The sequence below is a fragment of the Sciscionella marina DSM 45152 genome, from assembly GCF_000379465.1.
GTDB classification, from domain to species: Bacteria; Actinomycetota; Actinomycetes; order Mycobacteriales; family Pseudonocardiaceae; genus Sciscionella; species Sciscionella marina.
This window is the reverse complement of record NZ_KB905398.1, coordinates 47258-72841: the sequence shown is the minus strand read 5'-3', so window position 1 is coordinate 72841 and position 25584 is coordinate 47258. Positions and strand designations below refer to the sequence as shown.

Below are 25584 nucleotides of genomic sequence, written 5' to 3'. Positions count from 1 at the left end.
CCCGCGCCAGCGCAACGGCGCTACCTGGACGTCCTGCGCCGAGTCTGCCGTCACGGCGGCCGGGTGGCGGTGCTCTGTTTCGCCGACCGGCCCCGGGGCGCGCACGCCGGATCTGGGCCGACTCAGCGAAGAATGGTTGCGCGAGCTGTTCGACGACGGCTGGACGATCGATNAGCTCGCGCCCGCGGACATCCTCGGCATCATCCCGGACGGACTCGGCGAAATCAGCACGTGGCCACGGGACAAACGTGGCCGCACCCCGATGACCGGCTGGCGACTACTCGCTCGCAGAACCGGGGAACCAAACCAGACCGATGCCTCACAGGCAATCCCGGACCACGTCGCACACTGAAGATGGTCGCCAGCGCCCCGAGCAGCTGTCGCCCATCTCCCAGACGGACAACGATAGTTTCTGCGTGTCGTTCCCGAGTGTCCGGAGTCGTCCTATGCCTCGTGATAGTGGGTGTTCTGCGCTGTGGATTCGCCTTCTTAGGGATCGAACTCGAGGTCTGGACGGACCCGTTTGATCTTCGCGATCGAACGAAGCGTGTCCGCACCCGGTTGTTCGATATCCCGAAGACCATGGACCGCGGCCTCTGCCCCCGAAGCGAAAAGCGGAACCGGCGAGCGATACTCGGCCACCTGGCGCGCGGTCTCCCCACTGATACGATCCTCAATCACCGCCACGCGGAGCGCCAGGAGCTCGTCACCGTCGTGGCACCCAGCCCAGCCCGCGCAGCTACGCCGCGTCGTGTTCTGGTCGGTGAGATGACACAGGAACAACCGCGGCGGCTGCGCGATCGTTTCAGCGTCGTAGCCAGGGAGCTTCGCGTATTCGCTCGCGTCCCGTCGACTGGTTCGGGCTCACCGACCCCACCGGGCGGTTGCTTCTGTGCGTCTGGATGGGTCCGCGCCCCGGCGGCGTGCTGATGCGCCCGGTTGATCGTGGAGTCGACGCTCACCTCCCAAGTGATCAGGCCGACGGCGTCGGCCCGCGTCTGTAACGCGGCCACGATCAACGCCCAGAATCCGGCACGCTGCCAGCGCCGGAACAGCCCATATACGGTCTGCCAGCAGCCATACGCCGCTGGGATGTCCCGCCAGGGACAACCAACGCGCACCCGCCAGCGGATCCCGTTAATCAGTTGCCGTTTGGTCCACGTCGGTGGGCGACCCGGTTTCTTACCCACGGGCAGCAGCGGTTCCAGGATCGCCCACTGCGCGTCGGTGAGGTCGGCTCGCCCCGTCGCCGCTACGCTGGCCACGAGGTCTCCGGTAATCTCGATCAGCTTGGTCGTTGATCCATCTACCGGAGACCTCACCCATTTGATCAACGACACGCCCACATCGCCAAATCAGCAGCATCTCACCTGATCAAAACATTGAAACACGCCCTAGTCCCGCCGATTCCCGCCTGGCTGGCGGCGCTGGCATGCGCACTCGCGATGCTGGCAGTCAATGTCGCGAGCGTGCGATTTTACGGGGAGTTCGAGTTCTGGTTCTCCACCATCAAGGTCGCCGCTATCATCGCGTTCATCGCCTTGGGGGTCGTCGCATTCTGTGGTGGTGTGCCGTCCTTCGATACGCCAGGGCTCTCGAATCTTACCTCGCAAGGCGGCTTTTTTGCTGAGGGATGGTCGGGCGTCGTGTTCGCCGCACCAGCCGTCCTGTTCTCGTACTTCGGCACCGAGATCGCCGCTGTCGCTGGCGGCGAGGCGAAGGATCCTGGCAGGAGCGTACGCAAAGCCATGAACAGCGTTATATTCCGGATATTGGTGTTCTACATCGGTTCGATTCTCGTCGTCGTAACCTTGCTTCCCTGGAACAGCAGCCAAGTGACCGACAGCCCCTATTCGGCCGTGTTGACCCAACTGGGAATACCCGCGGTGGGAGTCGTCATGAGTCTTATCGTTCTCACCGCCGTGCTGTCGTGCCTCAACTCCAGCATGTATGCAGCGTCGAGGATGCTCTATGGTCTCGCTGAACAACATCAAGCACCCAAGCAATATCTCGGAACGAACCGGCGTGGCGCGCCGGTTCTGGCCGTGTTCAGGCCGAGTTCCGGACCGGCTCGCTACAGCAGGCGAGTCAGCCGCGCGAGCTTCACGCTGAGGTGGGCGGCGAGCCGATCGTCGCCGCGGGAAAGATCGAGGCCGGTGAGTTTTTCGATCCGCCGAAGCCGTTGATAGAGCGTGGCCCGGTGGATGTGCAGCTGACTCGACGTGCGCTGCGAGTCCCCGGCGTTGTGTAGGTAGGACTGCAGTGTTTCCATCAGGTCCTGATGACCCGACGCTTCGTCCAGCAGCGGGCGAATTCCCTCGTGGATGCCCTCCGCAAGTTCTTCCGGTGGCAACTTGGCGAACAGGGCGTAGACGCCCAATCGGTCGTAGCACACGATCGTGCCGAGTACACCGGTGATCTGCGCGATGTCGGCCGCGTTCCGCGCTTCCCGGTACGCGCGGTATGCCTCGGCCAGGCTCGGCCGGGTCTGCGCGGTGCCGACCCAGCAGGAGGGATCCTCGTCCCCGCCGAGTTCCACGGTGAGACGTTCGTGCACGGACATCGCCAGCTCTTGGGTCGACTTCGCGGCCGCGGCGACCGAACCACTCCAGGTGACCAGCAGTAGGGAGTGATCGGGCCGGTTGAGCGTGAGAGCGTGTTTCGGCGGCAACCGCCGTCGCCCGTGGTCCATGGCGATCTGCAACGCCAGCCGCGCCTGCTCGCCCGGCGGCTGTCCCGGCTTGTGGGTGGGCGCGGCGACGACCGCCGAGACCGGGCCATCGACGGCGATGTCCTCCTCCACGAGCCTGCCCGCCGCGTCGGCGCGCAGTTCGCCATCCGGGGAGAGCAGGTCACGGACGAGTTCACGTTCGCGGCCGCGGGCCACCTCGAAGGTGAGGAATTCACCGTGCAGGATCAGGGCGGCTTGCCCGGCCGCTTCGCTGACCGCATCGAGGGCCTGGTCGACGACCGGGCCCTCCGAACCGATCAGCCACAGGTAGCCCAGTGGGCTTCCCTGATACCGGATCGGCATGCCGATCCGGTCGACATCCAACCCGAGCGACGAGCTGGCCGGCAGCGTGAACATCTTTCCTTCGTGGCCAGCGCCGTGTGCCTTGATGTAGGCGATCAGCTCGCGTGAGACGCTGCGGCGCATGATCGATTCGACCCGCACCCGGTCCACGTCGCCGGTGTGCGCGGTGTAGGCGAGCAGCCGGATGTGGGCATCATCAATGGCGACCGACCGACGCAGCCGAGCGCCGAGATGGTCGACGAGTCGCTGCAAGTCGGACGCCATGGTGGGCATCGTAGGAATCGCCACCGTTTCGTGTCGACACAGACCGAGGTCCGCTGTTCGGGTGCCGAGCGCGGCCTCGCCGCGGCAGATCTCGCGAGCCCCTGTCGCGGCCGGGGCGGACAGGGTCATGCCTCGCCCTCGCCCCACGCGGGGTCCGCGGCATGATCGGCGCCACTGAGCACACCGGGCGCGGCCTTGAGAAGCCGCTGCGTATAGGTGTGCTGCGGGTTGTCCAGCACGGTCGCGGTGTCTCCGGCTTCGACGATCTGCCCGTGATACAGCACGATGATCCGGTCGGTCATCTGCCGCACGACGGAGAGATCATGAGTGATGAAGAGCGTGCTCAGCTCATCGCTGCGGCGGATGTCGCGAAGCAGTTCGAGCACCTGGGCCTGAGCGGAGACGTCGAGCGCGGCGACCGGCTCGTCGCAGACCAGCAGCCGGGGCCGCAACGCGATGGCCCGAGCGATCGCGACCCGCTGCCGTTCGCCTCCGGACAGCGTCGCGGGACGCCGCTGCGCATAGGAGGCCGGCAGCCCGACCCGGCCGAGCAGGCTCGCGACCTCCTCGCCCGGATCGGTGACATCACCCCGGACGGACAGGACCTCACGCAGTGTCGTCCCGATGCTCAGGCTGGGATTGAGCGAGGTGTAGGGGTCCTGGAAGACCATCTGCACGAACCGGCGGGCCTCGCGGCGGGTGAGCCGGCTGAGGCGGCGGTAGTTGCTCACGTCCATGCCGTCCAGGCTGATCTGCCCTGAATCAGGGGTGACCAGGCCGAGCAGCGAGCGGGCGATCGTGGTCTTCCCGGAACCGGTCTCGCCCACCACGCCCACCGATTCCCCGTGCGCGATCTGCAGGTTGACACCGTCGAGGGCCATGGTGTGCCGGGCCTTGCCGACCAGCCTGCGCGTGTGGAACGTCTTGCGCAGCTCGGTGACCGTGACCACGGCGTTGTCGGCCGCGGGCAGCGCCGGCGGGGGCGCCGGATCGTCGATCCGGTCGAGCGTGCTGCGAAGCTCCTCCCGGATCTCGTCCAGGCGGAGGCAGGCCGAGGTCCGGCTCGGACCAACCGAGACCAGTGGCGGTTTCGCGGCGGTACACTCCGGCTTGACCCAGGAGCACCGGGCGGCGAAGGCGCAGGTGTCGACGACATCCTCCGCGTGCGGCACGCTGCCCGGAATCGCCGTCAGCTCGGCCACGTAGTGCGTGACCGGTGGGTCCGCGATCAGCAGCCCGGCGCTGTAGGGATGTCCGGGATCGGTGGCCAGCACCGCCGCCGGAGACTGCTCCATCAGCAAGCCGGCGTACATCACCTGCACCCGGTCGCAGATCGAGAAAGCCACCCGCAGGTCGTGGGTGATCAGCATCAGGCTCATCCCGCGACGGCGCTGGATGTCCTTGAGCAGCTGCAGGACCTCGGCTTGGGTGGTGACGTCCAGCGCGGTGGTCGGCTCGTCGGCGATCAGCAGCTCCGGGTCGCGGGCGAGCGCGGCGGCGAGTGCGACCCGTTGCCGCATTCCGCCGGAGAGCTGGAACGGGTACTGGTCGGCGACCTCCGGCGCCAGGCCCACCTCGCCCAGGCGCCGGGCGATCTCCGCGCGTCGCGCGCCGCGGTCCAGGCTCTTGTCCCGCCGCAGGGATTCGGCCAGATGCGTGCCGGCGGTCTGCAGGGGATTGAGCATGGTGAACGGGTCCTGCAGCAGCAGGCTGATCCGGGGCCCGCGCAGCGTCCGCCAGGTCCGGTGGGTGGCATCGATGAGCTGGTGACCAGCGAAATCGATCGACCCCTGTGCGCGCAGCCCGCCGGGGAGCAGGCCGACCACGGCCTTTGCGGTCAATGACTTGCCGCTGCCGGACTCGCCGACCACGCCCAGGGTCTCGCCGCGCCCGAGCTGAAAGCTGACCTCGCTGACCAGCGTTCGTCCGCCGGGTGCGGCACCCGCGGTGACGCGCAGCGCGTTCACGGTCAGGATGGTGGCGCCGTCGACGGCGCGTTCGGTCTCGTCGAGTTGCGTCGAGGTGGTGAAGTTCGTCATCGGGTCCCCCCAGCGGCCGTCAGTCGTTCGTACGCCCAGTCTCCGAGCAGCGTCGCGCTCGCCCCGGTGATGATGATCAGTACTGCCGGAGCGATCGACAGCCAGGGGTTCTGGGTGATCAGGGACTGTCCCTGGCTGAGCATCCTGCCCCAGCTCGGGCTGCTCGGCTGCACGCCGAATCCCAGGTAACTCAGTGCGGCGAAGCTGATCAGCGCGTTGACGAAGTCCAGTAGGAAAGTGGCGATCACGGTCGGCATGATGTTCGGGAGCACGTGCCGGAAGAGGCTCCGCGCGGGCGAGATGCCGATGGTTCGCGCGGCGTCGACGTAGTGCAGCCGGACCTGCACCAGCGCGGCGCTGCGGCACAGCCGGATCTCGTAGGGCAGCGAGAGGAACAGCAGCACTCCCGCGGTGAGCCAGTAGCCGCCGCCGACGACCCCGAGGACCACGATCGCGATCAGCAGCGCGGGCAGCGCGTAGACCAGGTCGGTGAACCGGTTAACGATGGTGTCGGTGACGCCGCCGAAGTAGGCGCCGGACATGCCCAGCGCCGCGCCGATGCCCAAGCAGCCGAGCGCGACCGCCAACGGGCCGACGACCGAGGGGAAGGTCCCGGCCAGCAGCAGGGAGAACACGTCGTGGCCGAGCTGGTCGGTGCCGAGCAGATGCCCGCCGCCGGGCGGGGAGACGCTCAGCAACGGGTTCTGCGCGGTCGGATCGTCGGGGGCCAGCGCCGTCCCGCCGAAAACACAGACCAGCACCACCAGGAGAACGAGACCACACAGCAGCGGGAGCACCGGTATCCGGCGGCGGGCACCGCGGCGCCCGCCGAGCTCGGCCGTCACGTTGGCAGCAATCATGTCTGGTTATCCTCTCGCTGCTGCGCGGGTGCGCGGATCGATGATCAGGACGGCCACGTCGACGATGAGGTTGACCACCATCACCAGCAGCGCGACGAAGAACGACAGGCCCTGGACCACCGGGATGTCGGCCGACTGGATGGACTGCACCATCAGCTGCCCCGCGCCGGGAATCGAGAAGACGCTCTCCACCAGGACCGTGCCGGAGATGGCCACGATCAGCTGCAGCCCGGCGGCGGTCACGATCGGCAGGCCGGTGTTGCGCAGTGCGTAGGACACCATGATCCGGGGTCGGCTGATCCCGCGGGCACGGGCGAAGGTGACGTAGTCCTGCTCCATCACGTGCATCGTCGCGGCCCGGGTCTGCCGCACGATCAGGGCGATCAGGCCGGCGGCCAGCGCGATCGAGGGCAGGGTCAGGTGCGCCACGCGATCCGCGGCCTGGTCCCCGCCCGGCCCGAACACGGGAAACCAGTTGAGCGCGACCCCGAAGACGTAGATCAGCAGGATGCCGAGGCTGAACCCGGGTGCGCTCATCCCGACGATCGTCAGCCCGGAGACCCCGCGGTCGAAGACCCGCCCCCGCCGGATGCCCGCGGCCATACCGACGGGAACGCCCAGTACCAGGACCAGCAGGCCGGCGTAGAGGGCCAGTTCGAGGGTGACCGGCAGGTGCGAGACGATCACGCTACCGACCGGCTCGCCGGACTGAATCGATTGCCCGAAATTGCCATGCAGCGCATCGACCAGCCAGTGCCAGTACTGCACCAGGAAGGGATCGTTGAGATGGTATTCCGCCGTAATGGCCTGGACGGCTTCCGGCGTCGAGGGCTGGGTACCTAGCAATGTCGTCAGCTCGGATACCGGACTCAGCGCCAAGAGGCCGAATACCAGCAAGCTCAATACGAGCAGCAGGACAACCATCCCACCTAGTCGCCTGAGCAGGAAAAGCGCAATCGTCACGGGTGACCTGCTTCCTCAGGTAAGAAGCTTTCGGAACCGTCTGGATTGTGTTCCGCGTCGGCCGGAGAGGACCCCGGGTGTGCTGTGCGGCGACCAGTATCTGCGAGCGAGGCGCCCGCTACGTATCGACGAATGTCGCGGCTTTTCACCACGGGCTCAGCCAGTTGAGGATATCCGGGTACCGCCGGGCATCGATCTGGGACGGATTCGAGCGGGCCGACCAGAGCGGATGCGGCGCTTTCGACAGCCGGATCGCGACGTGTATGCCACCGCGCTCTTCGGCGGATAAATGATGCATCCGTAGTGCACGGGTTGACGAGTGTGTCCCGCTGCGTGGCCGCCGCCGCGGGCTGTTCCACATCGGTGACCAACCTGTACAACGACGCGCCCACACGATTCCGGCAAGGCGTACAAGCAGTACCGACATGACCGGAGAACCCTGGCCGAGGACTGATGGCGACCAGTTCTTCACGCGCGTGAAGAACTGGTGCTGAACGTTCGGCAGATGTCGCGACCGAGGGCTGGGAGACGAGACAAGTGTCTGTGCCCGGCGCCTGCCTCCGGCGCTAACGTTTGGGAAATCCGCAATCGTCAGAGGAGTGGCACGAGATGAGTTCGGCACGCGAAGTGGTCATCATCGGCGCTGGGGTGATCGGTTGCTCCATCGCCTACGAGTTCGCCAAGGCCGGCCGGAAGGTGCTCGTCCTCGACCGCGCGAAGGGGCCCGGGATGGGTTCTACGAGCGCCTCTTCCGCGGCGGTGCGCTTCAACTACTCGACCTTCGCCGGCGTCGCCGCGGCGTGGGAATCGCACCATGCATGGCGCGAGTGGGAAGAGCACCTCGGCGGCACGGACGACGGGCTTCTCGCGCGCTTCCATCGCACCGGTGCTCTCTTCCTGGACGCCCCATCCCTTGATCACGAAGCGACCTGCGCGGTTTTCGACGAGATCGGTGTCCCTTATGAGCGCTGGACCGCCGAGCAGATTCGCGAACGCACCCCGGGCATCGAGCCCGCGCGGCACTATCCGCACAAGCCCGTGACGAGTGAGCGGTTCTGGGACGATCCGGACGGCGAGCTCAGCGGCACCTGGACCCCGGATGCCGGATTCGTCGACGACCCCGCGTTCGCGGCACACAACCTGATGGTCGCCGCCCAGCGGAACGGGGCGGAGTTCCTCCTCGGCCAGACGGTTATGGGCATCGACATCCGCGACGGACGGGTAACCGGCGTGCGGACAGCCGAGGGCAGCATCGGCTGCGCGGTCCTCGTCAACGCCGCCGGACCGCATTCCTCGGCGGTCAACGAGATGGCGGGCGTGCTGGATGAGTTCCGGATCAGCACCAGGCCGCTGCGGCAGGAGGTCCACGAGCTGCCGGGCGACGGCCGAGAGCACCCGCTGGTGGCCGATCTCGACCTCGGGATCTACTTCCGGCGCACGCCCTCGGGAAAGTTGCTCGTCGGCGGTGCGGAGCCCGACTGTGACCCGCTGGTGTGGCTCGATGACGCGGACGATTACGCGATGAATCCGAGCCGCTCGGTCTACGAGGCGCAGACATACCGAGCGGCTCGCCGACTCCCCGACGTCCGGGTGCCGGGCGCGGTCCGCGGAATCGCCGGGGTCTACGACGTCAGCACCGACTGGGCGCCGATCTACGACCGCACGAGCGTGGATGGCTACTACGTCGCGATCGGAACCAGCGGGAACCAGTTCAAGAACGCACCGGTCGTCGGCGGCTTCCTGCACGCTATCGTCTCGGCCAGCGAGTCGGGCGCGGAGCACGACCTGCGGCCGGTCGAGTACACCCTCCCCAGGACCGGCGTCGTCTTGAATCTTGGTTGCTATTCGCGCCTGCGCGAACCCTCGTCGACAGCCGGCAACGTGATGGGCTGACCCACGTGCCGGACGCAGCAGACACTCTCCCCACCCAGCGCAGGAGCCAGGACATGCAAGCCAGACCCACCCTGAAAACCGTCGGAGGGGTCACCTTCGAGGACCGTTTTCCGCACTTACAGGAGGACACCAAGAAGGCCCTCGACTGGCAGTGGGAGCGGGACCGGCTGGCCCACGAAACCGCATTGGCCTCACCCAACTATCTGCCGGTACGGGACCGGTTGTCACAGCTGAGCGATCTGCCGCAGGGTCAGGCGGCGAGCGCCACCGTCCCGCCGCGAAAACGCGGGCGGTGGTGGTTCGAGCGGGTCAAGGAAGATGGCGATGTGCTCCGTGCTTCCACCGAGCCCGGAGGGCAGGGCCACCTCGTCGCCTCAGCCCGTTCCTTCGCCGCCGAACTCGGTGAACCCGAAGCCTACGCCGAGCTGTTCATGTTCGAGGCGTCGCCGAATGGTTCCTATGTCGCTGTCGGCTGGCTGGTGAACGGAGAGCAGCGGGGTCGGCTCGTCGCCTACGCGACCGCCACAGGGGAGCGGCTGGTCGAGATGAGCGTCATTCTCTACACCGAGGCGCGACCCGGCTGGCTGCCCGACGAGAGCGGCTTCTGGATGAACGACCGCGACGACAACGGGACCCACCGGCTCCGCTTCGTGCCGGTAGCCGACGGCGCCCAGAAACGCGACGACGTGGTGCTGGCCGGTGATCTGGTTCCCTCGATCCACGGCGGGCTGACGCCGCACATCTCGCCCGATGGCCGCTGGGCCGTGGCCGTCGCGGAACCACACGAGCACGTCGCGCTCGTGCTGCTCGACTTGGAGACCCTCGCGGTGCGCCCGTTCGTGCCTGAGGGCTGGGACGGTGACTGCGACGGCACCTGGGTCGACGGTGGCACCTACGTGGCCAGGGTGAACAGCGTCCTCTCGCCCGGCCGGATCGTCGAGATCCCGGCCGAGACCTCGCAGGACGTCACCACCTGGCGCGAGTTGGTGCCCGAGAGCGAGGGGTTCGTCTCCTGGGCCGGTGTGGTCGCCGGCCGCATCTACGTCGGCGACCTGGTCGACGTGTCGGTGCGGATTCGCGTGTTCGACCTCGACGGCAATCTCCTGCAGACCCTGCCGCTGGAGAACCCCGGTTCCACCCCGTCGCTGAACTACGAGCGCACCATCCGGCCGCTGACCGACGTCTTCACCTTCACTCACGAGACGTTCACCAGCTCGGAACGGGTGCTGCTGCACGACTCGGAGACCGGTGATCTCCGCGAGATCCGCGGTACCCAGCACCGGCTCACCGGCGTGGTCACCGAGTCACGGTTCGCCCTCAGCCGGGACGGTGTCCGGGTGCCCTACACCATGGTCCACCGCGAGGATCTCGACCTGAGCACACCCCAGCCGGCGCTAGTGTTCGCCTACGGTGGCTTCAACACCTCGTTCCTGCCCACCTTTCCGACGATCTTCCTGCCCTTCATCGAGGCGGGCGGCATCTTCGTGCTGGCCTCGCTGCGCGGCGGCGGCGAGTACGGCCGGGCGTGGTACGACGGCGGTCGCTGCGAGAACAAGGTCAATACCTTCCACGACCTCGAAGCCATCGTCGAGACCATGATCGCCGATGGGGTGACCGCCGCCGACCGGACGGCCTTCCACGGGCTCAGCAATGGCGGCATGGTGGCCGGCGCGGCCGTCGTCTTCCAGCCGCATCTGTGGCGCGTGGTCGCCCCGCTCGTCGCGATCTACGACATGATGGAGGTCCTGCCGGTGGTCCCGGAGACCGCCTGGGTCCGCAACATCGTCTCCGAGGATTGGGGCGATCCGACCAACCCCGAGGACGCCCGGCGCATCATCGGCTGGTCGCCCTACCACAACATTGCCGACGACGTGGAGTATCCCGCGGTCTTCCAGGTGTTCGGCACCGTGGACAGCATCTGCCGTCCCTTCCAGGGCCGGAAGTTCACCGCGCGGATCGAGGAGGCCAACGCCGGTACGCGGCCCGTGCACTTGCGCGTGTGGCCCAACACCGGCCACGAGCCAGCCGGCGGCCACGAGGCCGAATACACCGCGGAATGGCTGGCGTTCGTGATGGATCAGGTGGGCCTCATTGCCAAGGGACCGCTGAGCTGAGAAGAACCGGGTCAGGCAGAGCATCGGATCGTGAGGAAAGGTAAAGCGTGGCAGCAGACATTCGAGAGCACCCCGAGTTCCAGCGCGCCGAGGAGGTCACGGCCGCCTGGCTCCGTCCTGCCTCGGGACTTGTCACCACCGTGAACCAACTCGCGCTGAGCCCGGACGGGCGCACCGCCGCTGCGGCCGCGGCGGTGTGCGACGCGCTGGCCGGCGGGCTCAAGCGCGACGGCACCTCCTCGACCCGGCTCACCCTCATCGACCTGGCTTCCGGTGCACTCGATGTGCTCACCGAGGGTCCGGGATCGGACACCGAGCCCAACTGGTCGCCCGATGGCCGGCTGATCGCCTACCTCTCCGACCGGGAGGCCGATGCCGGCGGATTACGCATCTTCGATATGGAAACCGGTACCGATCGGCCGACTCCCGCGCCCGAAGGTTTCATCGAGTCGGTGGAGTGGTCTTCCGACGGCAAGTCCATCCTGCTCGGGGTGGCGGGCTTCGGCTCCGATCTGGCCGGCATCCAGGGCGCCGTGGCGGTCGAGGCCGTCGACGCCGACCGGCCGTCCTGGATGCCAGTCGTGGAAGGGGTGGCCGACAGCGAGCCATGGCGGACGCTCTGGGTTTACGAGCTGACCACCGATCGTGTGCGCCAGCTGACGCCGTGCGGGCTCAACATCTGGCGCGGTGTCTGGTGCGGCCCGCGCCGGATCGCTGCCATCTGCTCGGACCAACCCGAGGAAAACGCCTGGTACGAGGCCGATCTGCGGTTGATTGAGCTGGATACCGGTGCTGCTTGCGTGCTGTTCCGCCCGAAAGACCAGCTCGCCGGGCTCGCCGCCGCCCCGTCCGGCGCGACGATCGCGGTCGTGGAGGCAGTGTGCAGTGATCGCGACATCACCGCCGGCGATATCCGGCTGATCGACGTCATCAGCGGAGCCGTCACCTGCCCGGAGACGCTGAACGCCGACGTCGTGCATCCGTTCTGGCGCGGGGAACAGCACCTGCTGTTCACCGCACTGCGTGGTCCGGACACTCTGCTGGGCCTGCTCGACACCAAAGTCGGGTCCAGCCGGGAGCTGTGGCGCGGGCGTGAGCGCACCATCTCGGGCACGATCTTCCCGGAGATCGCTCCGCTCGGGCGCCATCCCGATGACGTCCTTTTCGTCGCCGAATCCTTCTTCGAGCCACCGGCGCTGATCGCGTTCGAGGGCGGCCAGGAGCGCGAGGTCCGCCGCCTCGGCACCGAGCAGACCACCGCGTCGGTGTCCTCGCTCGGCTCCGCGCGCGATGTCAGCTGGAGCGCTCCGGACGGCCTGGAGATCCACGGATGGCTGCTCACGCCGCCGGGCCAAGGCCCGCACCCGGTGGTGATGCAGATTCACGGCGGTCCGGTCTTCTACACGCCACCGTCGTATGTCGGCCGATCCGCGTTCGCGCAGCTGGCACTCGCCTCGGGCTACGCGCTCTTCCAACCGAACCCGCGCGGCTCGATGGGTGGCGGGCAGCACTTCGCCCGTCGCGTGTACGGGGATATGGGCGGCGCCGACACCCAGGATTACCTCTCGGGCCTCGACGCGCTGGAAGCGGCCGGCGTCATCGACGGGAACCGCATCGCCGTCACCGGCGCCAGCTACGGGGGCTACATGAGCTGCTGGCTGACGACCCAGGACCAACGTTTCGCGGCGTCGATACCCGTGGCGCCGACGTCCAACTGGGTGAGCGACCGCTTCACCGGCAACGTTCCGACGTTCTGCGACCTTTTCCTCGACGATCGGCCCGACAATCCGACCGGGCGGTACTTCAGCAGGAGCCCGATCCACTACTTGGACCGGGTGCGCACTCCGACCCTCAGCGTGTGCGGCGCGAAGGACAAGATCAGTCACCCCGCGCAGGCGCTGGAATTCCACCATGGGCTGCGGCTCGCCGGGGTGGACAGTGTGCTGGTCACCTATCCCGAAGAGGGGCACGGTGTCCGGACGATGCCCACGTTTTTCGACTATAGCGCCCGGTTGATGGCCTGGCTGTCCAGCCACATGCCGGCGAAGAGGTGACGACATGCCAAGCCATACCCTGGCGACGACGGTCAACCACGTCGCGGTCGACATCGACGCGCCCGCGGACGCGGTGTGGAAAGCGATCGTCGGGGACTATGCCGGCGCGGAGAAGTTTCGCGCGCTGGGATACATCATCGAGCCGCTGGACGAGCTGGGCGCCCCGCTGGGTGCCTACCGGATGCGCCTGGAGACCGAGGAGGATCCCGACGCCCGCCTGATCCGGATCACCGAGCAGGACAATACGGCGCGGCGACTCAGCCTCAGCGCGCACTACGATGACGACGCCGACGGGGTCATGGAAGTCCTCGCGACCTACCACGCCCGGGAGACACCGAGCGGAACCCGTTACGCGCTCGACTGCCACTCCCGGCTGGAGATCGGGGCCGTCGAAAGGGACGCGCGCCAGCACGTAGCGGCGACCATCGCCCGGCTCACCGCGGAGTTCGACGAATACCTGACCGAGTACCTCGGCGATGTCAAGAAGCAGATCGAAGGCGCCGCACGGGCAAGTTGGGAGCAGCTCGGGGGCGCTGGGCGGTCCCGTTAGCCGGGGACCGTCGCATGCGACGGCAGCAGATGATCGAGAGCCACACCAGGACAGTCCGGCTCTGTGCACGTGACACCGCGTAACTCGCCGTAAAAGGATTCTTGCCATGACGCTTCCCGATCCGACTGCCGCGGACATCCGCGCCACCGAGGCTTTCCGCAGGACTCAGCGGTATTTCGAGGCAGTCCAGGCACCTGGGTTCGGACGGATCAGCAGTGCCACCACCCCGGCCGCGGCGCCGGACGGGTCCGCGATCGCATTCGCCGGAGAGGTACGGGAAACCCTCGCCGGGCGGCCCCGCACCTGCCTCTGCCTCGCCGACCGGGACGGCGCACGGCAGTTGACCGATGGTGGGGCCGACGAGCGGCGGCCGCGCTATGCACCGCACGGCCGGACGATCGCGTTCACCTCCGGCCGGGCGCAGTGCGGCGTGCAGCAGCTGGAGCTGCTCGATCTGGCCACGGGGCAGCGGCACACCACGCCACCGATCGCCGGTACCGTGGAGTATCTGCACTGGTCTCCCTCGGGCAATCGGATCCTACTCGGCGTCGCCGGGCTCGGGGCCGACATGTCGGGTGGTGAGGGTTCCGGTGGCGTGGCCCGGGTCGAGGCGAGGGCGGACCAGTGGCTGCCCGTGGTCGACGCGGGAGCCGCCGCCGACGACTGGCGCAGCGTCTGGATCTACGACGTCGAGCAGCGCACCGTGCGGCAGGCATCTCCGGAGGGCCTCAATGTGTGGGAGGCAGCCTGGTGCGGCGCCGACGCGCTCGTGGTGGTCGCTAGCCCGATGCCCGACGAGGGAGCCTGGTATTCCGCCGACCTGCTTCGCCTGGAGATAGCCTCGGGGCGTGTCGAGCCGATCTACCGCACCGACCGGCAGCTGGGCTGGCCCGCCGCGGACCCGGCCGGGCGGCACGTCGCGATCGTGCAGGCTTGCTGCTCCGACCGATGGCTGGTGGCCGGGGACGTTGTCCTGCTCGGTGAGTCGGGCGAGCGCTCGGTGATCGACACTCTCGGAGTGGATGTCACGCACCTGCACTGGCTCGACGAGCACCGGCTCGCCTTTCTCGGGCAGCGCGGGCTGGAGACCGTCTCGGGCGTGTATGACGCCACGACCGATCAGACGCGCGAGTCCTGGTCGAGTATGTCGACCTGTGGCGATCGCTATCCGGTCGCGTCCTACCTTGCCGACGGCTCGGCCGCGGTGGTCCACCATGCCTACGACATCTATCCCGAGCTGGCCTGGGTGCGTGACGGCAAGACCGAGGTGGTCGCCAGCCTGCGGCACGCCGGGGCCGATCACCTCACCAGCGTGGCCGGCGCGGTCGTGCCGGTGCGGTGGTCCGCGCCGGACGGCTGGCAGATCGAGGGCCTGCTGTGCACCCCCGACACGCCGGGGCCGCATCCGCTGGTGGTGTACGTGCACGGCGGGCCGGTCTGGGCGTATCGCAACAGGTGGGAGCTGGGCCACTACCTCACGCCGCTGCTGGTCAGCCGCGGCTACGCGGTCCTGCATCCGAATCCGCGCGGAAGCGGGGGCCGGGGCCAGGAGTTCGCCGAAGCGGTGTTCGGGGACATGGGCGGCGCCGACACCGGCGACTACCTCAGCGGTATCGATCACCTCGTGGCCACCGGCGTGGTCGATCCCGGCCGTGTCGGAGTCACCGGGCAGTCCTATGGGGGCTTCATGTCCTCGTGGTTGATCACGCAGGACCAGCGGTTCGCGGCGGCCGTGCCGATGGCGCCGGTGACGAACTGGTACTCCCAGCACAACACTTCGAACATCCCGTATTTCGACCGGATCTTCCTCGCTGCCGACCCACACGCGGCCGGTGGTCTCTATCACGAGCGGAGCCCGGTGATGTTCGCCGACCGCGTCCGTACTCCTACGTTGCAGACGACCGGGCTTGACGACCGGTGCACCCCGCCCAGCCAGGCCATCGAGTTGCATCAAGCGCTCTTGGCCGCGCACGTCGAGTCGGTCTGCGTGTCCTACCCCGGCGAAGGGCACGGAATCAAAGCCTTTCCCGCCGTGATCGACCACAGCACCCGCGTGCTCGACTGGTTCGAGCGCCACATGCCCGTCTCGGCGGCCATCCTGCCAGTCAGCGATCGATGACCGGCAGGACGACGCGGCGGGGATGCTTCGCGTGCTAACTGGCGACCTTCAGATCGTAGACCCAGCTGCCGTTGATCATGTCGAAGTAGTCGACCTTCTTCGTGAACTTGTATCCCTTGGCCAGCGCGACCACGTTGTTGGGCGAGAAGAGCGGGACGTAGGGAACTTCCGTGGCGACCTGGGCCAGGATGGTCTTGGCCGCGGACCAGCGGTCGGTGGACGTGCTCGAAGTCGACAGGATCGGCAGCGCCCGCTCGACGGTGGGTGTCGTCCAGCTTGTCGTGTTGAAGTGCTGCGGACCCATGTTCACCCTGCCGACCATGCCGTTGAGCAGTCCGTTGGGGTCCGGGACGTCTGCACCGGCGAGGCCGATCTGGATGCCCGTGTTCTGCTGCCCGAATACGCTGGTGAGCCACTGGTTCTGCGTCACCGGCTTGAGATTGACGGTGACACCCAGCTTCTTCATGTTCTGTCGCAGGTTCAGCAGGGTCAGCTCGGACCAGGGGAAGCTGGTCGGATAGGGAACCGTGACGGTGAAGCCATGCGGCACCGAGGACTGCGCCAGCTCGGACGCGGCCTTGGTTGGGTCGAAGCCGTACTGGGGGAGCTGGCCGACGAATTGTGTGGCCGCTTCGGCTGACGGGGCGACATTGGCGACGGTCTGCGGTACCACTAAGCCCTTGAGCAGGTTGCCATAGGTGCCATAGGCGGAGCTCAGGATTCCCGTCCTGTCGATCGAATAGGCAATCGCCTTCCGCACGTGCACGTCGCTGAACGGGGCCACTGAGGTGTTCAGGGACAGGTATTGCGACTGAAGGGTCGGCGATGCGTAAAGCGTCGCGCCAGCGGACTTCCAGTTGGACGCGGTCTTGAGATCCGACACCGATGCGCCGCCGATGGAGTCGGAGCGCATGGCCAGCTGTGCCGAGGTGTCGGTGTCGATGAAGCTGAACGTCATGTTCTTCCACGTCGGCCGCTGGCCCCAGAAGTACTTGTTGGGTTTGAGAGTCACCGCGTTCGTGGCGAACGAGCTGTACACGTAAGGCCCGCTGCCGACTGGGAGTGCCGTGCGGGCGCCGAGGTCAGTGGCGTGTTCCTTGGCGAACTTGGCCTCTTGCACCGAGGTGATCAGCGCCAGTTTGCCGCGCGCCGCCGGGTCGGGCTCCTTGAGCTTGACGGTGACTTCGAGCGGTCCGGTGACCGCGACGCCGCGGAAGGCGGTGATGTCGCCCGCCGTCTGTGCCGGCTGGGTTGCCGCGTGATTGATGCTCCAGGCGACATCGTCGGCGGTGAGGGGGTTTCCATCGGAGAACTTGATCCCGGAGCGGAGCGTGTACACGAGTGTGGTCGGATCGGGCTGCTTGACCGCGGTGGCGACGTTGGGCGTGAGCTGGCCGGAGGTGGAGATTCGTTCGAGGGGTTCGGTAACCAGCGGGGTGATGGTTTCGGTGGTCGGACCGAAATCCTTGGCCATGTCGAGCGAAATCGGCGCGCTGGACAAGGAGTAGGTGAAGCTGGTCGAGTCGGGCTGGGCGCTGGTGCCGGTACATGCGGACAGGACAAGCCCCACTCCGATGCAAGCGGCAAGGGCGGCCCGAGTGCGGCCGGTCCGGCGCGGTGCTGTGGCGGGAACGGATTTTCTGAACATGGCGCGCGTTACCTCTTTCGGTCGAGGTCGGAGCTGCGTCGACAGCGCGGCCTCAGATGCGTCCTAGGAGACGACGTCGGCATCGTCGCTTCGATTGCGGAGAGGCTATGCGAATGAATCGCCCCCGGGTGCGAGACGATTGCCGAAGTCTGGACGCCATCGGCGCCACAATCGTCGTGGCCGTGAACGGGATCGACGAGGTGGTTGCCGGTGACGGCGAGGCACCCGACTGGTAACGCCACAGATGGCGAGACTATGCGTCTCGAGACGCTACATATGACGATCGCATTGAGCACCGGTACACCCCAGAATAGATTGGCGCCGGGCAGTGGTCGTGCTGGGTGTGCGACCAGTCGGCTTGGGTGCGGCCGATCGCGGCGCGGCCAAGCCACGTCGAAGAGTCGGCACAAGGGAACCTCTGCGAAGGAGTGATCAGTGGCAGTAGTTCTAGAAGATTTCGCGCTTCCGCCTCGATCCGAGGGCGCGGTCGCCATCAGGAACGTCAATGTCGTCCCGATGGACACCGAGAGAGTCCTTCGTGGACAGACGGTCGTCATCGAGAACGGGCGGATCGTGGCGGTGGAGAGAACCGACGCCAACCGCCCGCCGCAGCAGGGGGACATCGATGGGGCCGGCCTGTATCTGTCGCCGGGCCTGGCGGACATGCATGTTCACCTGCGCGACCCGACCGTCTTCGGGATGCACCTGGCCAGCGGGGTCACGCAGGTGCGCAACATGTCCGGTGAGCCTTTCGTCCTGGCCTTCGCCCAGCAGGTACGGTCCGGGGCACTGCCCGGCCCCCACCTGGTGTCGACGAGCCCGCTCGTCGACGGTGTCGACGAACGAGGGCTGACGGTCTGGCCCCAGTGCGTCTACCTCGACGACCCAGCCGAGGCGAACAACCTGGTCCAGCACTACATCGACCGGGGGTACGACCAGATCAAGACGTACTCCTGGCTGCGGCTGGAGACCCTGCGGGCGGTCGGGCGGGCCGCGGCCGACGCCGGCATTCTGGTCACCGGTCACTGCCCGGAGGGCGTGACCAACGAAGAGGCCATGGACGCGGGCATGAACTGCTTCGAGCACCTCATGAGCGTCGCCCTGGACCACCACAAACCGGACACGCAGTTTCCCGCCGGGAGGTCGATGGGGGAGAAGTTCGGCCTGGACGCCATGCGCGTGATCGCCTACCACCTCGACTACGACGCGATCGGCCGCCTCGGCGGCCAGCTGGCGGCACGCCAGGTCTGGAACTGCCCCACCACCATCACCTGGCAAGGCCAGGTCGGCAACGTCACCGACGACGCGAAACGCCACCTGTGCTACGAGCCACCGGCCGCGATTTCCCAGTGGAACGTCGAGGCCACCAGGGCGAATCTCGACATGCAAGGCCCGGCCTCGGAATGGCGCGATGTCAACCAGGCGCGGGTGGACGCGCATCTCCGGGTCATCTCGATCCTGCACCAGGAAGGCGCTCCGCTGCTGCTGGGTACCGACACGCCCACGCCATGGGTGTTCGAGGGCTTTTCGGTGCACGATGAACTCCAGAACTTCCTCGCGGCGGGGATGAGCGCGTTCGAGGCGCTCAGCTGCGGCACCAGGGAAGCCGCGCGTTTCCTCGGCCAGGAAAGCGAATGGGGCACGATCACCGTCGGCTCCCGGGCCGACCTGCTGCTCAGCGAGGCCAACCCGCTGGAAGACCTTTCGACACTCCGCCGGCCCCGTGCGGTGTTCACCAACGGCTACCACCTGACGCGCGCCGATCTCGACGGGCTGCTCGCCGCCCGTACCAGCGTCGCGCAGCGACCGGTCCCCGAACCCGAGCCCCCCGCCGTGGCAGCGCAGGCCACGACGGTCGATGAGGGGCGGCTGGTCGACTACGATGGGAAGATCGAGGCGGGCCGCCTGCGGTACCGGCACAGCCGGCTCCCGGACGGAAGCTGGCAGGTCGAGGAGACCTACACCGGGCACGCGGACTTCGGCGCGCTCGCCCAGCACTCCAGCTGGTCGATCGCTGCCGACTTCACCCTCGAGCACGGTGAATCCACCACGACGACGGCACTAGGCACCGATACCTACGCGATCCGGCGCACCCAGGGCGGCTACGAGCTGTCGGTGGCGGAGATCGACGGACGAGAGCGCACCCATCGCATCGAAGCGGACAGGCTGCTGCCCGGCGAGCCGTTGTCGGTCACAGCCTGGTCGCTGCTGGCCGGTCGCGGTGCAGTGACCGGAACGCCCCGCACCAGCCTCGGCTACGTCAACGGGGATCCGGCCGTCGACCACGCTTCGCTGGATCTGCGTGACGGCGGCGCGGACTCGGCTGATTCCTCGAAGTGGGAGCTGTTTCTCACTCGCCCCGGAAGTGAAGCCAGGTACGAGATCAGCTTCGATCCCGAGCACCGGGTCCGGCAGATCGAGCAGACCGGCTGGATGGGTCAGCACCGGTTCGTCGCGGAGGCCACCGGAAGCTGATAGCAGCGCTGAGGGGCGCGGTTGATCAGGACTAGTGGTCGATGTCCCGTCTAATTAGTGATCAGTTCCTCGAACTCTTGCGGCGCATAAACCGGGGTAACCACTTGTCAAGCCCCTCGAAGCAGGCGGGCATGGCATCTCGGGATGCGCGTCCAGCTGTGGGGTCTACCGGTATGGTGTGGATGCGTTGGACGGCCAATTCAAGGGGTTCACCTCGCCGCCACAGCAAGTTCATGGGCACGTCATCATGGTCGTGACGACGCTCGAACAGGATCGAGACGCTTCGGGTCCTGCCACGCAGTGCCTGGCGAAGCTCAGAGTAAGGGTCTCGACCTTCGAACAGGCATGCGACGAAATGCTCGACCCACTGGTCAGTACGCTGAATGTCGACCGCGACATCAAGATCACCGGGCTCCGTGGCGCCTCGGGAGTATGAACCGAACACGTAGACCGTTTCCACTAACTGAACCGGCCAACCAGCACCCGCTGTGCGACGAATCAGCTCCTCGAGGAGAGTGGTCGCACGCTCCCGCTTCATCAGGCACCCCTCGTCGTTGAGGTCATAGACATCGAACCGGACGAATCCCTGGACGACGCCGGTACCGATGGTACCTGTCATCTGAGGGAAGGTAGAAAGTAATGGCGCGTCTAATCGCCAGCCTTGCCAGACGCTTCATTCTGCCGACTCTCAGGCACTCGTAGCCATAAGGCGACAAATGTCGTGACTAAATTTCCTCCCTGGCGTACTTCCAGTTCGTAGTCCTCGATCTTAAATTCAGATCCGCCGTGCCGCCGTGCAGTCCCGTTTAAGAGAAGACGAAGTGTAGTCGCATCTGTGGGGCTTGCCTGAGTGCTGAATTCCTTGACAGGGATAACCAGGGAAAATAGACGCAGTTCGAGTAGCTTTTCGCTATCGTCGAAATCGTGAGACTCGGAGGCGTCGGACTCCGTCGCTTTCAACGCTCTTGAATCACAGGGCGCCTCGGGCGCAATGATTGTAGGCCGTGTACCGCGGCCGCCTTCAGTGACAAGACCCCGTGATCGCAGCAGTCCGTGCGCACGGTGTGCGGTACCGACACGGACCGTGTGCTCGGCGGCGGTTTCCTTGACAGAGGGCACAACTTCGCCGTAGCAGAGCTTTCCCGCGAGGATGCCTCGCTGAATCGAAGCGGCGACTATCTCGAACGGCGCTTGGGGGTCGTCCTTGGCGCGCTCGATTGTACTGACCTGCCCGATGGGGCGTTGCGGCATCCGTCCGTGCAGAATCGCGGAAGCGCGCTGACCGGCTTCGCTGACCCATGCCGCATACATCTTGAGTGTGGTTGTTCCCCCGCCAGCATGACCGAGCCTTCCAACCACCGTGCGGGTATCAACGCCCGCAGTGATCAACTCAGTGGCAGTATAGTGGCGTAGCTTATGAATGGTCGACTCGATGCCGAGTCGCCGAGCAAGGCGACGGTAGCGCTGTGAAACCGAAGCAGGTTTTAGCGGGACGGTCCCATCCGGAACACGAGAGAATATATATGTGTCCTCCGAAGGTGCGTTCCCGCGAGTCGTGCCATCCGTTGGCAGTGGGCTTTATAATCGCTGAGGATCGCCGTGGTGTTCTCGTCCAATGCGACAATGCGTTTTCTGTGGGTCTTCATGTCTGTCTCCCATAGCTCCTTCCCATCCTGAGCTATGGAACGCTTATAAGTAGGCACCCTGCGATCAGCATCGAAATCACTCCATCGAGGCGCGCACAATTCCCCGCGGCGGGGTGACGTCGTCATCGCTACCCATACCAGCGTTCCCCATGAGACATCCTTCCACGATTCATTGAGAATCCTGGCTGCTTCGTTCGGAGACGGTGGCTGCGGGTCAGGTTCTGGCTTCGCTGGAGCCTCCGCCTTCTTAACTGGATTCTGCACAATCCAGTCCCAGCGTTCGGCTCGGCCGAATGCTTTCGACAGGATGCCATGTATTTCCAGAATGGTTGAGTTCCCGAGTGGCTTGTAAACGTGCGTCTTGTCAGGCCGGATATGCTTGTGCCGCTTGCAGTGATCACGACAAGTCCGGAGCTCGGTATAGAATGACTCGATAATCGACGCGTCGATTTTGGCGATCTTGAGTTTCCCAAGGGCTGGTTCGATGCGCTTACGCCGATGACGCTCGTATGTTCGTCTAGTTGTCTCAGTGCAATCGAGTATCGGGAAATGTATGTCCAAGAGTTCAGTGAGCGTGGCCTCTGTCCTGGGGCGCCTGCCTTCGTCAACTTGATGCGCTAGACAGCGGGCAATTTTCTTGGCCTTGTTCCAGGTATGGGGCCAGCTGGGACGGTCTCTCGAAGGTAGTGCGGGAGGCCTGTGACGGGATCCACGCCCGCGTAGACGCGGACGCGAAGAGCCCCACTGGGGAGCGTCTCGATGCTCCCCTTTTCGTGATGTTCTTTGGGCACACTGGTTTTAGGCATGCACCCAGTCTGTCGAGAGCTATTCCACGTTTCATGCCATGAGCCCCGGTCCGACCAGCAATGCATGCCTTTGACCTGGCGCCCTCGGCAGGATTCGAACCTGCGACACCTGCTTCCGGAGAGCAGGAACATTCGTTTCTAAGGCCTCTACCAGCGACTATAGTCCCGCGATCCGTCACATGGAACCCAGAAATCCCACTATTGGCCGCGAGTTCGTGCCACGATTCATGCCACGAAAATCGCGACCACGTTCCGGGCGTGTCGCTCTTATGCGGCTGGCAGCAGGTGAGCCGAAACCGTACGAGCATGACTCTCCCTCAACTCCATCTGGCCCTGCTGAGCGAGGCGAGCCTGGCCGGTGTGGTCGGTGTCGGCTCGCTCATGGAGAGTGCGATGACCTGCACTGCCTCGGTGTCGCACCTGTGAGTCAGGCTAGTCACGGCAGCTGGCGCGCCGACGCAGGAAGTCAACGTAGTCCGGTCGAACATTCGTGCGACACTGCGGACGTTTCCCCTGGTTGATGTCCCGGACATACTTACCCAGTTGCTGAGGATTCTTGCCCGACCACCCGTGCGCCAGCGCCCAGCCCTCCATTGCTTCGTCATCCATGGTGATCCCAGCATCGTGCAACGCAAGCAGTGTGCTTACCACTTGGTCCTTCTCGGAACCCGCCGAGATGGTGTTGTTGTGGTTCATGGCTCGAGTCAGGCTCTTCAGTGCCTCCATGACGATGCCGTCGATCTCGGGAGTCTGGACCTCCCACGGTGTAGAATCGCCAAGAATCGTCGGCTTGACTTCCGAAACCCAAGGTCTGATCGTGTCTTCGTTCGACACAACGACGCCCAGGGCGCGTATGTGATGTACGCCGAATCTAAAAAGCTCTCCTATGTCTGCCATGCCCGGCCAGGCCATCAAGACCGGCCCGGTGTGACGGACGAATCCTCCGCCTTTGCCTGCGACGTGCTCGACGTTCCGGTGAGACGCGACGAAGTGTTCGAGCTGCGGGCTGTTGCGCAGATTTGACCTCAAGTGAGTCCACACCGTGAGGATGTCATCGTCGCGCATGTGCTCGCAGCACCAGTCGATAGCGGCATTCAGCCCGTCGTCATCGTCGCTAGCGACAGCCATCGGAAATTCCGCATTGCGCTCAAACATTTACTGTCTCCATTCCAGGACTGACGCCAGTGACAATGCTGGTCTATCTATTGCCCTCAGAAATCTCACACAAGACGTCCATATCCGTTAAAGTTTCGTGTCTGAATCGACTCCAACCTCACGCGTGTGCTCCTTCGTGTCGAGCCTCTGCCTGAGGATAGACTCGGTTTGATCGTCTACTGACAGGAATCGCGGTGGGCGAAAAGGGTGTTACCCCCCGGATACGCGTGCCCGAAGCATGAACAATCCGCAACTAAGCTGAGGATCAGCATGCGGCGTTGCGAGACAGGAAGTTCTCGGCGTTTCGACTTCCTGACGACCCATGATCTGGCACGACAGATGCTCGACTCCTAGCGAAGCGCCAACAATTCGCGGTCAAGCAGAGCCTCCTGGCGGACTTCGCCGAATCGGACGACGACGAGGCAGCGGCAGCCTTCGGGGTCACGGCGCCCTTCGTCCACGCACATTTCGACATCGTGCTCGAGGAGCGGGCGTGACGGCCGGCGCGTTCACCTACGAGGCCCCGCCCATGCGAGTGGTCTTCGATCCGGGACGGCTGGCCGAACTGCACGCCGAGGTCTCCGAGCTCGGGCTACGCCGGCTGCTCGTGCTGACCACGCCGAACCAGCGCACCCTGGCCGACCACGTCGCCGACCTGCTCGGCAACCGGGCAGCCGGGGTGTTCACCGGTGCCCGGATGCACGTCCCCGCCGAGGTCGCGGCCGCGGGACGGCACCACGCCCAGCAGGTGGACGCGGACGGCTGCGTCGCGATCGGGGGCGGTTCGACCATCGGGCTCGGCAAAGCGATCGCCCTCGAGACCGGCCTGCCAGTCGTCGCCGTGCCCACGACCTATTCCGGTTCCGAGATGACACCGGTCTGGGGCATCACCGAGGCCGGCCGGAAACGCACCGGACGCGATCCGGCCGCACTGCCCCGAAACGTGGTCTATGACCCCGACCTGACCATGGCCCTGCCGGTTCCCTTGTCCGGCACCAGCGGGATCAACGCGATCGCCCACGCGGTGGAGACCCTTTACGCGCCTGATACGTCACCGGTGATCGAGCTGTTCGCCGAAGACGGCATCCGGTGCCTGGCCGCCGCCCTGCCCGCCATCGCTGCCGACCCGTCGGACCGCGAGGCGCGGTCCCTGGCCCTGCGTGGCGCTTGGCTCTGCGTGGCGCTTGGCTCTGCGGCGCCTGCCTGGGGGCGACCACGATGTCACTGCACCACAAGCTCTGTCACATCCTGGGCGGCACCTTCGACCTGCCGCAGGCGCCGACCCACGTCGTGGTGCTCCCGCACGTGGCGGCCTTCAACCTGCCCACCGCACCGGCTGCCAACGCCGCCCTGTCCCGGGCACTGCGGACTGACCACCCGGCCACCGCCTTGGCCGATCTCGCGACCGCGGCAGGGGCACCCCGGTCACTGGCCGAGCTCGGGCTGCGCAAAGCCGACCTGCCCGAAGTTATCCAGCAGGTTCTGGCCCAGCCCTACGCGACCCCCGACCCACGACGACCTCGACGCGCTCCTCACCGCAGCCCATTCAGGGTCCCGCCCGCGACCGGCCGACCGCGCGTAGTCCGGTGCGAACCGCAGATCGGGGAGGGGCTGGTCGGCCGAGGGCGCGACGAGCACCCGGGCCTGGTGACGAGCCAGTGAGGGCACCGAGGTAAGGCTGCGGACGACGCGGTTCCCGGCACGTACGGGGCCGCCGCCGAACTCGTGATCGGCGCTCGCGGTGCGCAGCGCGTACTGCAGGTGCGTCGTGGCGAAACGACTCCTCGAACCCCGGTGCCCGGCAGCGCACATCGCCGAACATCCCCGGAGCTCCGCTGTCCAGCGGGTCCAGGGGGCCGTGGCTGCTCTCGGCGACGCAGCTTCGCCCTGTGCGCACGACCCGTACTACCGGACGGAACTGTTCGGTCTCGACATCAAGATCAGCGGTGACGTCCCCGTCGATG

At 66.2% G+C, this 25584-nt stretch carries 19 protein-coding genes, 1 tRNA gene and 1 pseudogene; 9 read left to right on the top strand and 12 right to left on the bottom strand.

Annotated elements, in window-relative coordinates:
• Positions 1-489: 489 nt before the first annotated feature.
• On the bottom strand, positions 490-783 hold the full coding sequence (locus tag A37U_RS54980; RefSeq protein WP_020499083.1) for a DUF6283 family protein: 294 nt from the start codon (positions 781-783) through the stop codon (positions 490-492).
• On the bottom strand, positions 678-1265 hold the full coding sequence (locus A37U_RS49990) for an IS5 family transposase (protein ID WP_276142182.1): 588 nt from the start codon (positions 1263-1265) through the stop codon (positions 678-680). The genes A37U_RS54980 and A37U_RS49990 overlap by 106 nt, the downstream gene beginning before the upstream one ends.
• Before the next feature lie 39 nt (positions 1266-1304).
• Between A37U_RS49990 and A37U_RS49985 the strand changes: the two genes are divergently transcribed.
• Entirely contained in the window at positions 1305-2186 is an 882-nt protein-coding gene (locus A37U_RS49985; RefSeq protein ID WP_083933765.1) for an amino acid permease, read from the top strand.
• Here the strand turns inward: A37U_RS49985 and A37U_RS0123275 are convergent.
• The 4 genes from A37U_RS0123275 to A37U_RS0123260 form a co-directional block, all read right to left on the bottom strand.
• The gene (locus tag A37U_RS0123275) at positions 2075-3298 is read right to left on the bottom strand and encodes a PucR family transcriptional regulator (RefSeq protein WP_020499082.1); all 1224 of its coding nucleotides are present in this window, start codon (positions 3296-3298) and stop codon (positions 2075-2077) included. The genes A37U_RS49985 and A37U_RS0123275 overlap by 112 nt on opposite strands.
• A gap of 125 nt (positions 3299-3423) precedes the next feature.
• The gene (locus A37U_RS0123270) at positions 3424-5337 is read right to left on the bottom strand and encodes a dipeptide ABC transporter ATP-binding protein (protein WP_020499081.1); all 1914 of its coding nucleotides are present in this window, start codon (positions 5335-5337) and stop codon (positions 3424-3426) included.
• A complete protein-coding gene (locus tag A37U_RS0123265; RefSeq protein ID WP_020499080.1) occupies positions 5334-6197 on the bottom strand; it encodes an ABC transporter permease in 864 nt (287 codons plus the stop codon). The genes A37U_RS0123270 and A37U_RS0123265 overlap by 4 nt, the downstream gene beginning before the upstream one ends.
• A 6-nt stretch (positions 6198-6203) precedes the next feature.
• A complete protein-coding gene (locus A37U_RS0123260; RefSeq protein ID WP_026197518.1) occupies positions 6204-7160 on the bottom strand; it encodes an ABC transporter permease in 957 nt (318 codons plus the stop codon).
• Between the two features lie 573 nt (positions 7161-7733).
• On the opposite strand from A37U_RS0123260, the gene A37U_RS0123250 reads away from it, so the two are divergent.
• The 5 genes from A37U_RS0123250 to A37U_RS0123230 all read left to right on the top strand — a co-directional run bounded on the left by A37U_RS0123250 (position 7734) and on the right by A37U_RS0123230 (position 15890).
• Positions 7734-9053 (top strand): NAD(P)/FAD-dependent oxidoreductase, encoded by a 1320-nt coding sequence (locus tag A37U_RS0123250; protein WP_338055044.1) that lies wholly within the window; start codon positions 7734-7736, stop codon positions 9051-9053.
• A 53-nt stretch (positions 9054-9106) separates the two neighbouring features.
• On the top strand, positions 9107-11167 hold the full coding sequence (locus A37U_RS0123245; protein WP_020499076.1) for a prolyl oligopeptidase family serine peptidase: 2061 nt from the start codon (positions 9107-9109) through the stop codon (positions 11165-11167).
• A gap of 47 nt (positions 11168-11214) precedes the next feature.
• Complete coding sequence (locus tag A37U_RS0123240) at positions 11215-13221, top strand: S9 family peptidase (protein ID WP_020499075.1); 2007 nt, start codon at positions 11215-11217, stop codon at positions 13219-13221.
• A 4-nt stretch (positions 13222-13225) separates the two neighbouring features.
• A complete protein-coding gene (locus A37U_RS0123235; protein WP_020499074.1) occupies positions 13226-13771 on the top strand; it encodes a hypothetical protein in 546 nt (181 codons plus the stop codon).
• 106 nt (positions 13772-13877) lie between these two features.
• Complete coding sequence (locus tag A37U_RS0123230) at positions 13878-15890, top strand: S9 family peptidase (protein WP_020499073.1); 2013 nt, start codon at positions 13878-13880, stop codon at positions 15888-15890.
• Positions 15891-15924: 34 nt separating this feature from the next.
• Here A37U_RS0123230 and A37U_RS0123225 read toward each other — a convergent pair whose 3' ends face one another.
• Positions 15925-17538 (bottom strand): ABC transporter substrate-binding protein, encoded by a 1614-nt coding sequence (locus tag A37U_RS0123225; RefSeq protein WP_083933761.1) that lies wholly within the window; start codon positions 17536-17538, stop codon positions 15925-15927.
• Between the two features lie 516 nt (positions 17539-18054).
• Here A37U_RS0123225 and A37U_RS0123215 point away from each other — a divergent pair.
• Positions 18055-20013 (top strand): amidohydrolase family protein, encoded by a 1959-nt coding sequence (locus tag A37U_RS0123215; RefSeq protein WP_020499070.1) that lies wholly within the window; start codon positions 18055-18057, stop codon positions 20011-20013.
• Positions 20014-20074: 61 nt separating this feature from the next.
• On the opposite strand, the gene A37U_RS44835 is transcribed toward A37U_RS0123215, so the two are convergent.
• The 5 genes from A37U_RS44835 to A37U_RS0123200 form a co-directional block, all read right to left on the bottom strand.
• The gene (locus A37U_RS44835) at positions 20075-20632 is read right to left on the bottom strand and encodes a nucleotidyltransferase family protein (protein WP_020499069.1); all 558 of its coding nucleotides are present in this window, start codon (positions 20630-20632) and stop codon (positions 20075-20077) included.
• A 29-nt stretch (positions 20633-20661) separates the two neighbouring features.
• On the bottom strand, positions 20662-21585 hold the full coding sequence (locus A37U_RS53040; protein WP_083933759.1) for a tyrosine-type recombinase/integrase: 924 nt from the start codon (positions 21583-21585) through the stop codon (positions 20662-20664).
• The gene (locus A37U_RS54975) at positions 21498-22220 is read right to left on the bottom strand and encodes a tyrosine-type recombinase/integrase (protein WP_205622996.1); all 723 of its coding nucleotides are present in this window, start codon (positions 22218-22220) and stop codon (positions 21498-21500) included. The genes A37U_RS53040 and A37U_RS54975 overlap by 88 nt, the downstream gene beginning before the upstream one ends.
• A 321-nt stretch (positions 22221-22541) precedes the next feature.
• Positions 22542-22611, bottom strand: a tRNA-Arg gene (locus tag A37U_RS51860).
• Between the two features lie 286 nt (positions 22612-22897).
• Entirely contained in the window at positions 22898-23620 is a 723-nt protein-coding gene (locus A37U_RS0123200; RefSeq protein ID WP_020499067.1) for a hypothetical protein, read from the bottom strand.
• Positions 23621-23942: 322 nt separating this feature from the next.
• Here A37U_RS0123200 and A37U_RS55315 point away from each other — a divergent pair.
• Positions 23943-24737: pseudogene (locus tag A37U_RS55315) on the top strand (iron-containing alcohol dehydrogenase); the annotation flags it as partial.
• 101 nt (positions 24738-24838) lie between these two features.
• Positions 24839-25282, top strand: coding sequence for a dehydroquinate synthase/iron-containing alcohol dehydrogenase family protein (locus A37U_RS55310; protein ID WP_240437651.1), 444 nt, complete (start codon positions 24839-24841; stop codon positions 25280-25282).
• Positions 25283-25584 lie beyond the last annotated feature (302 nt).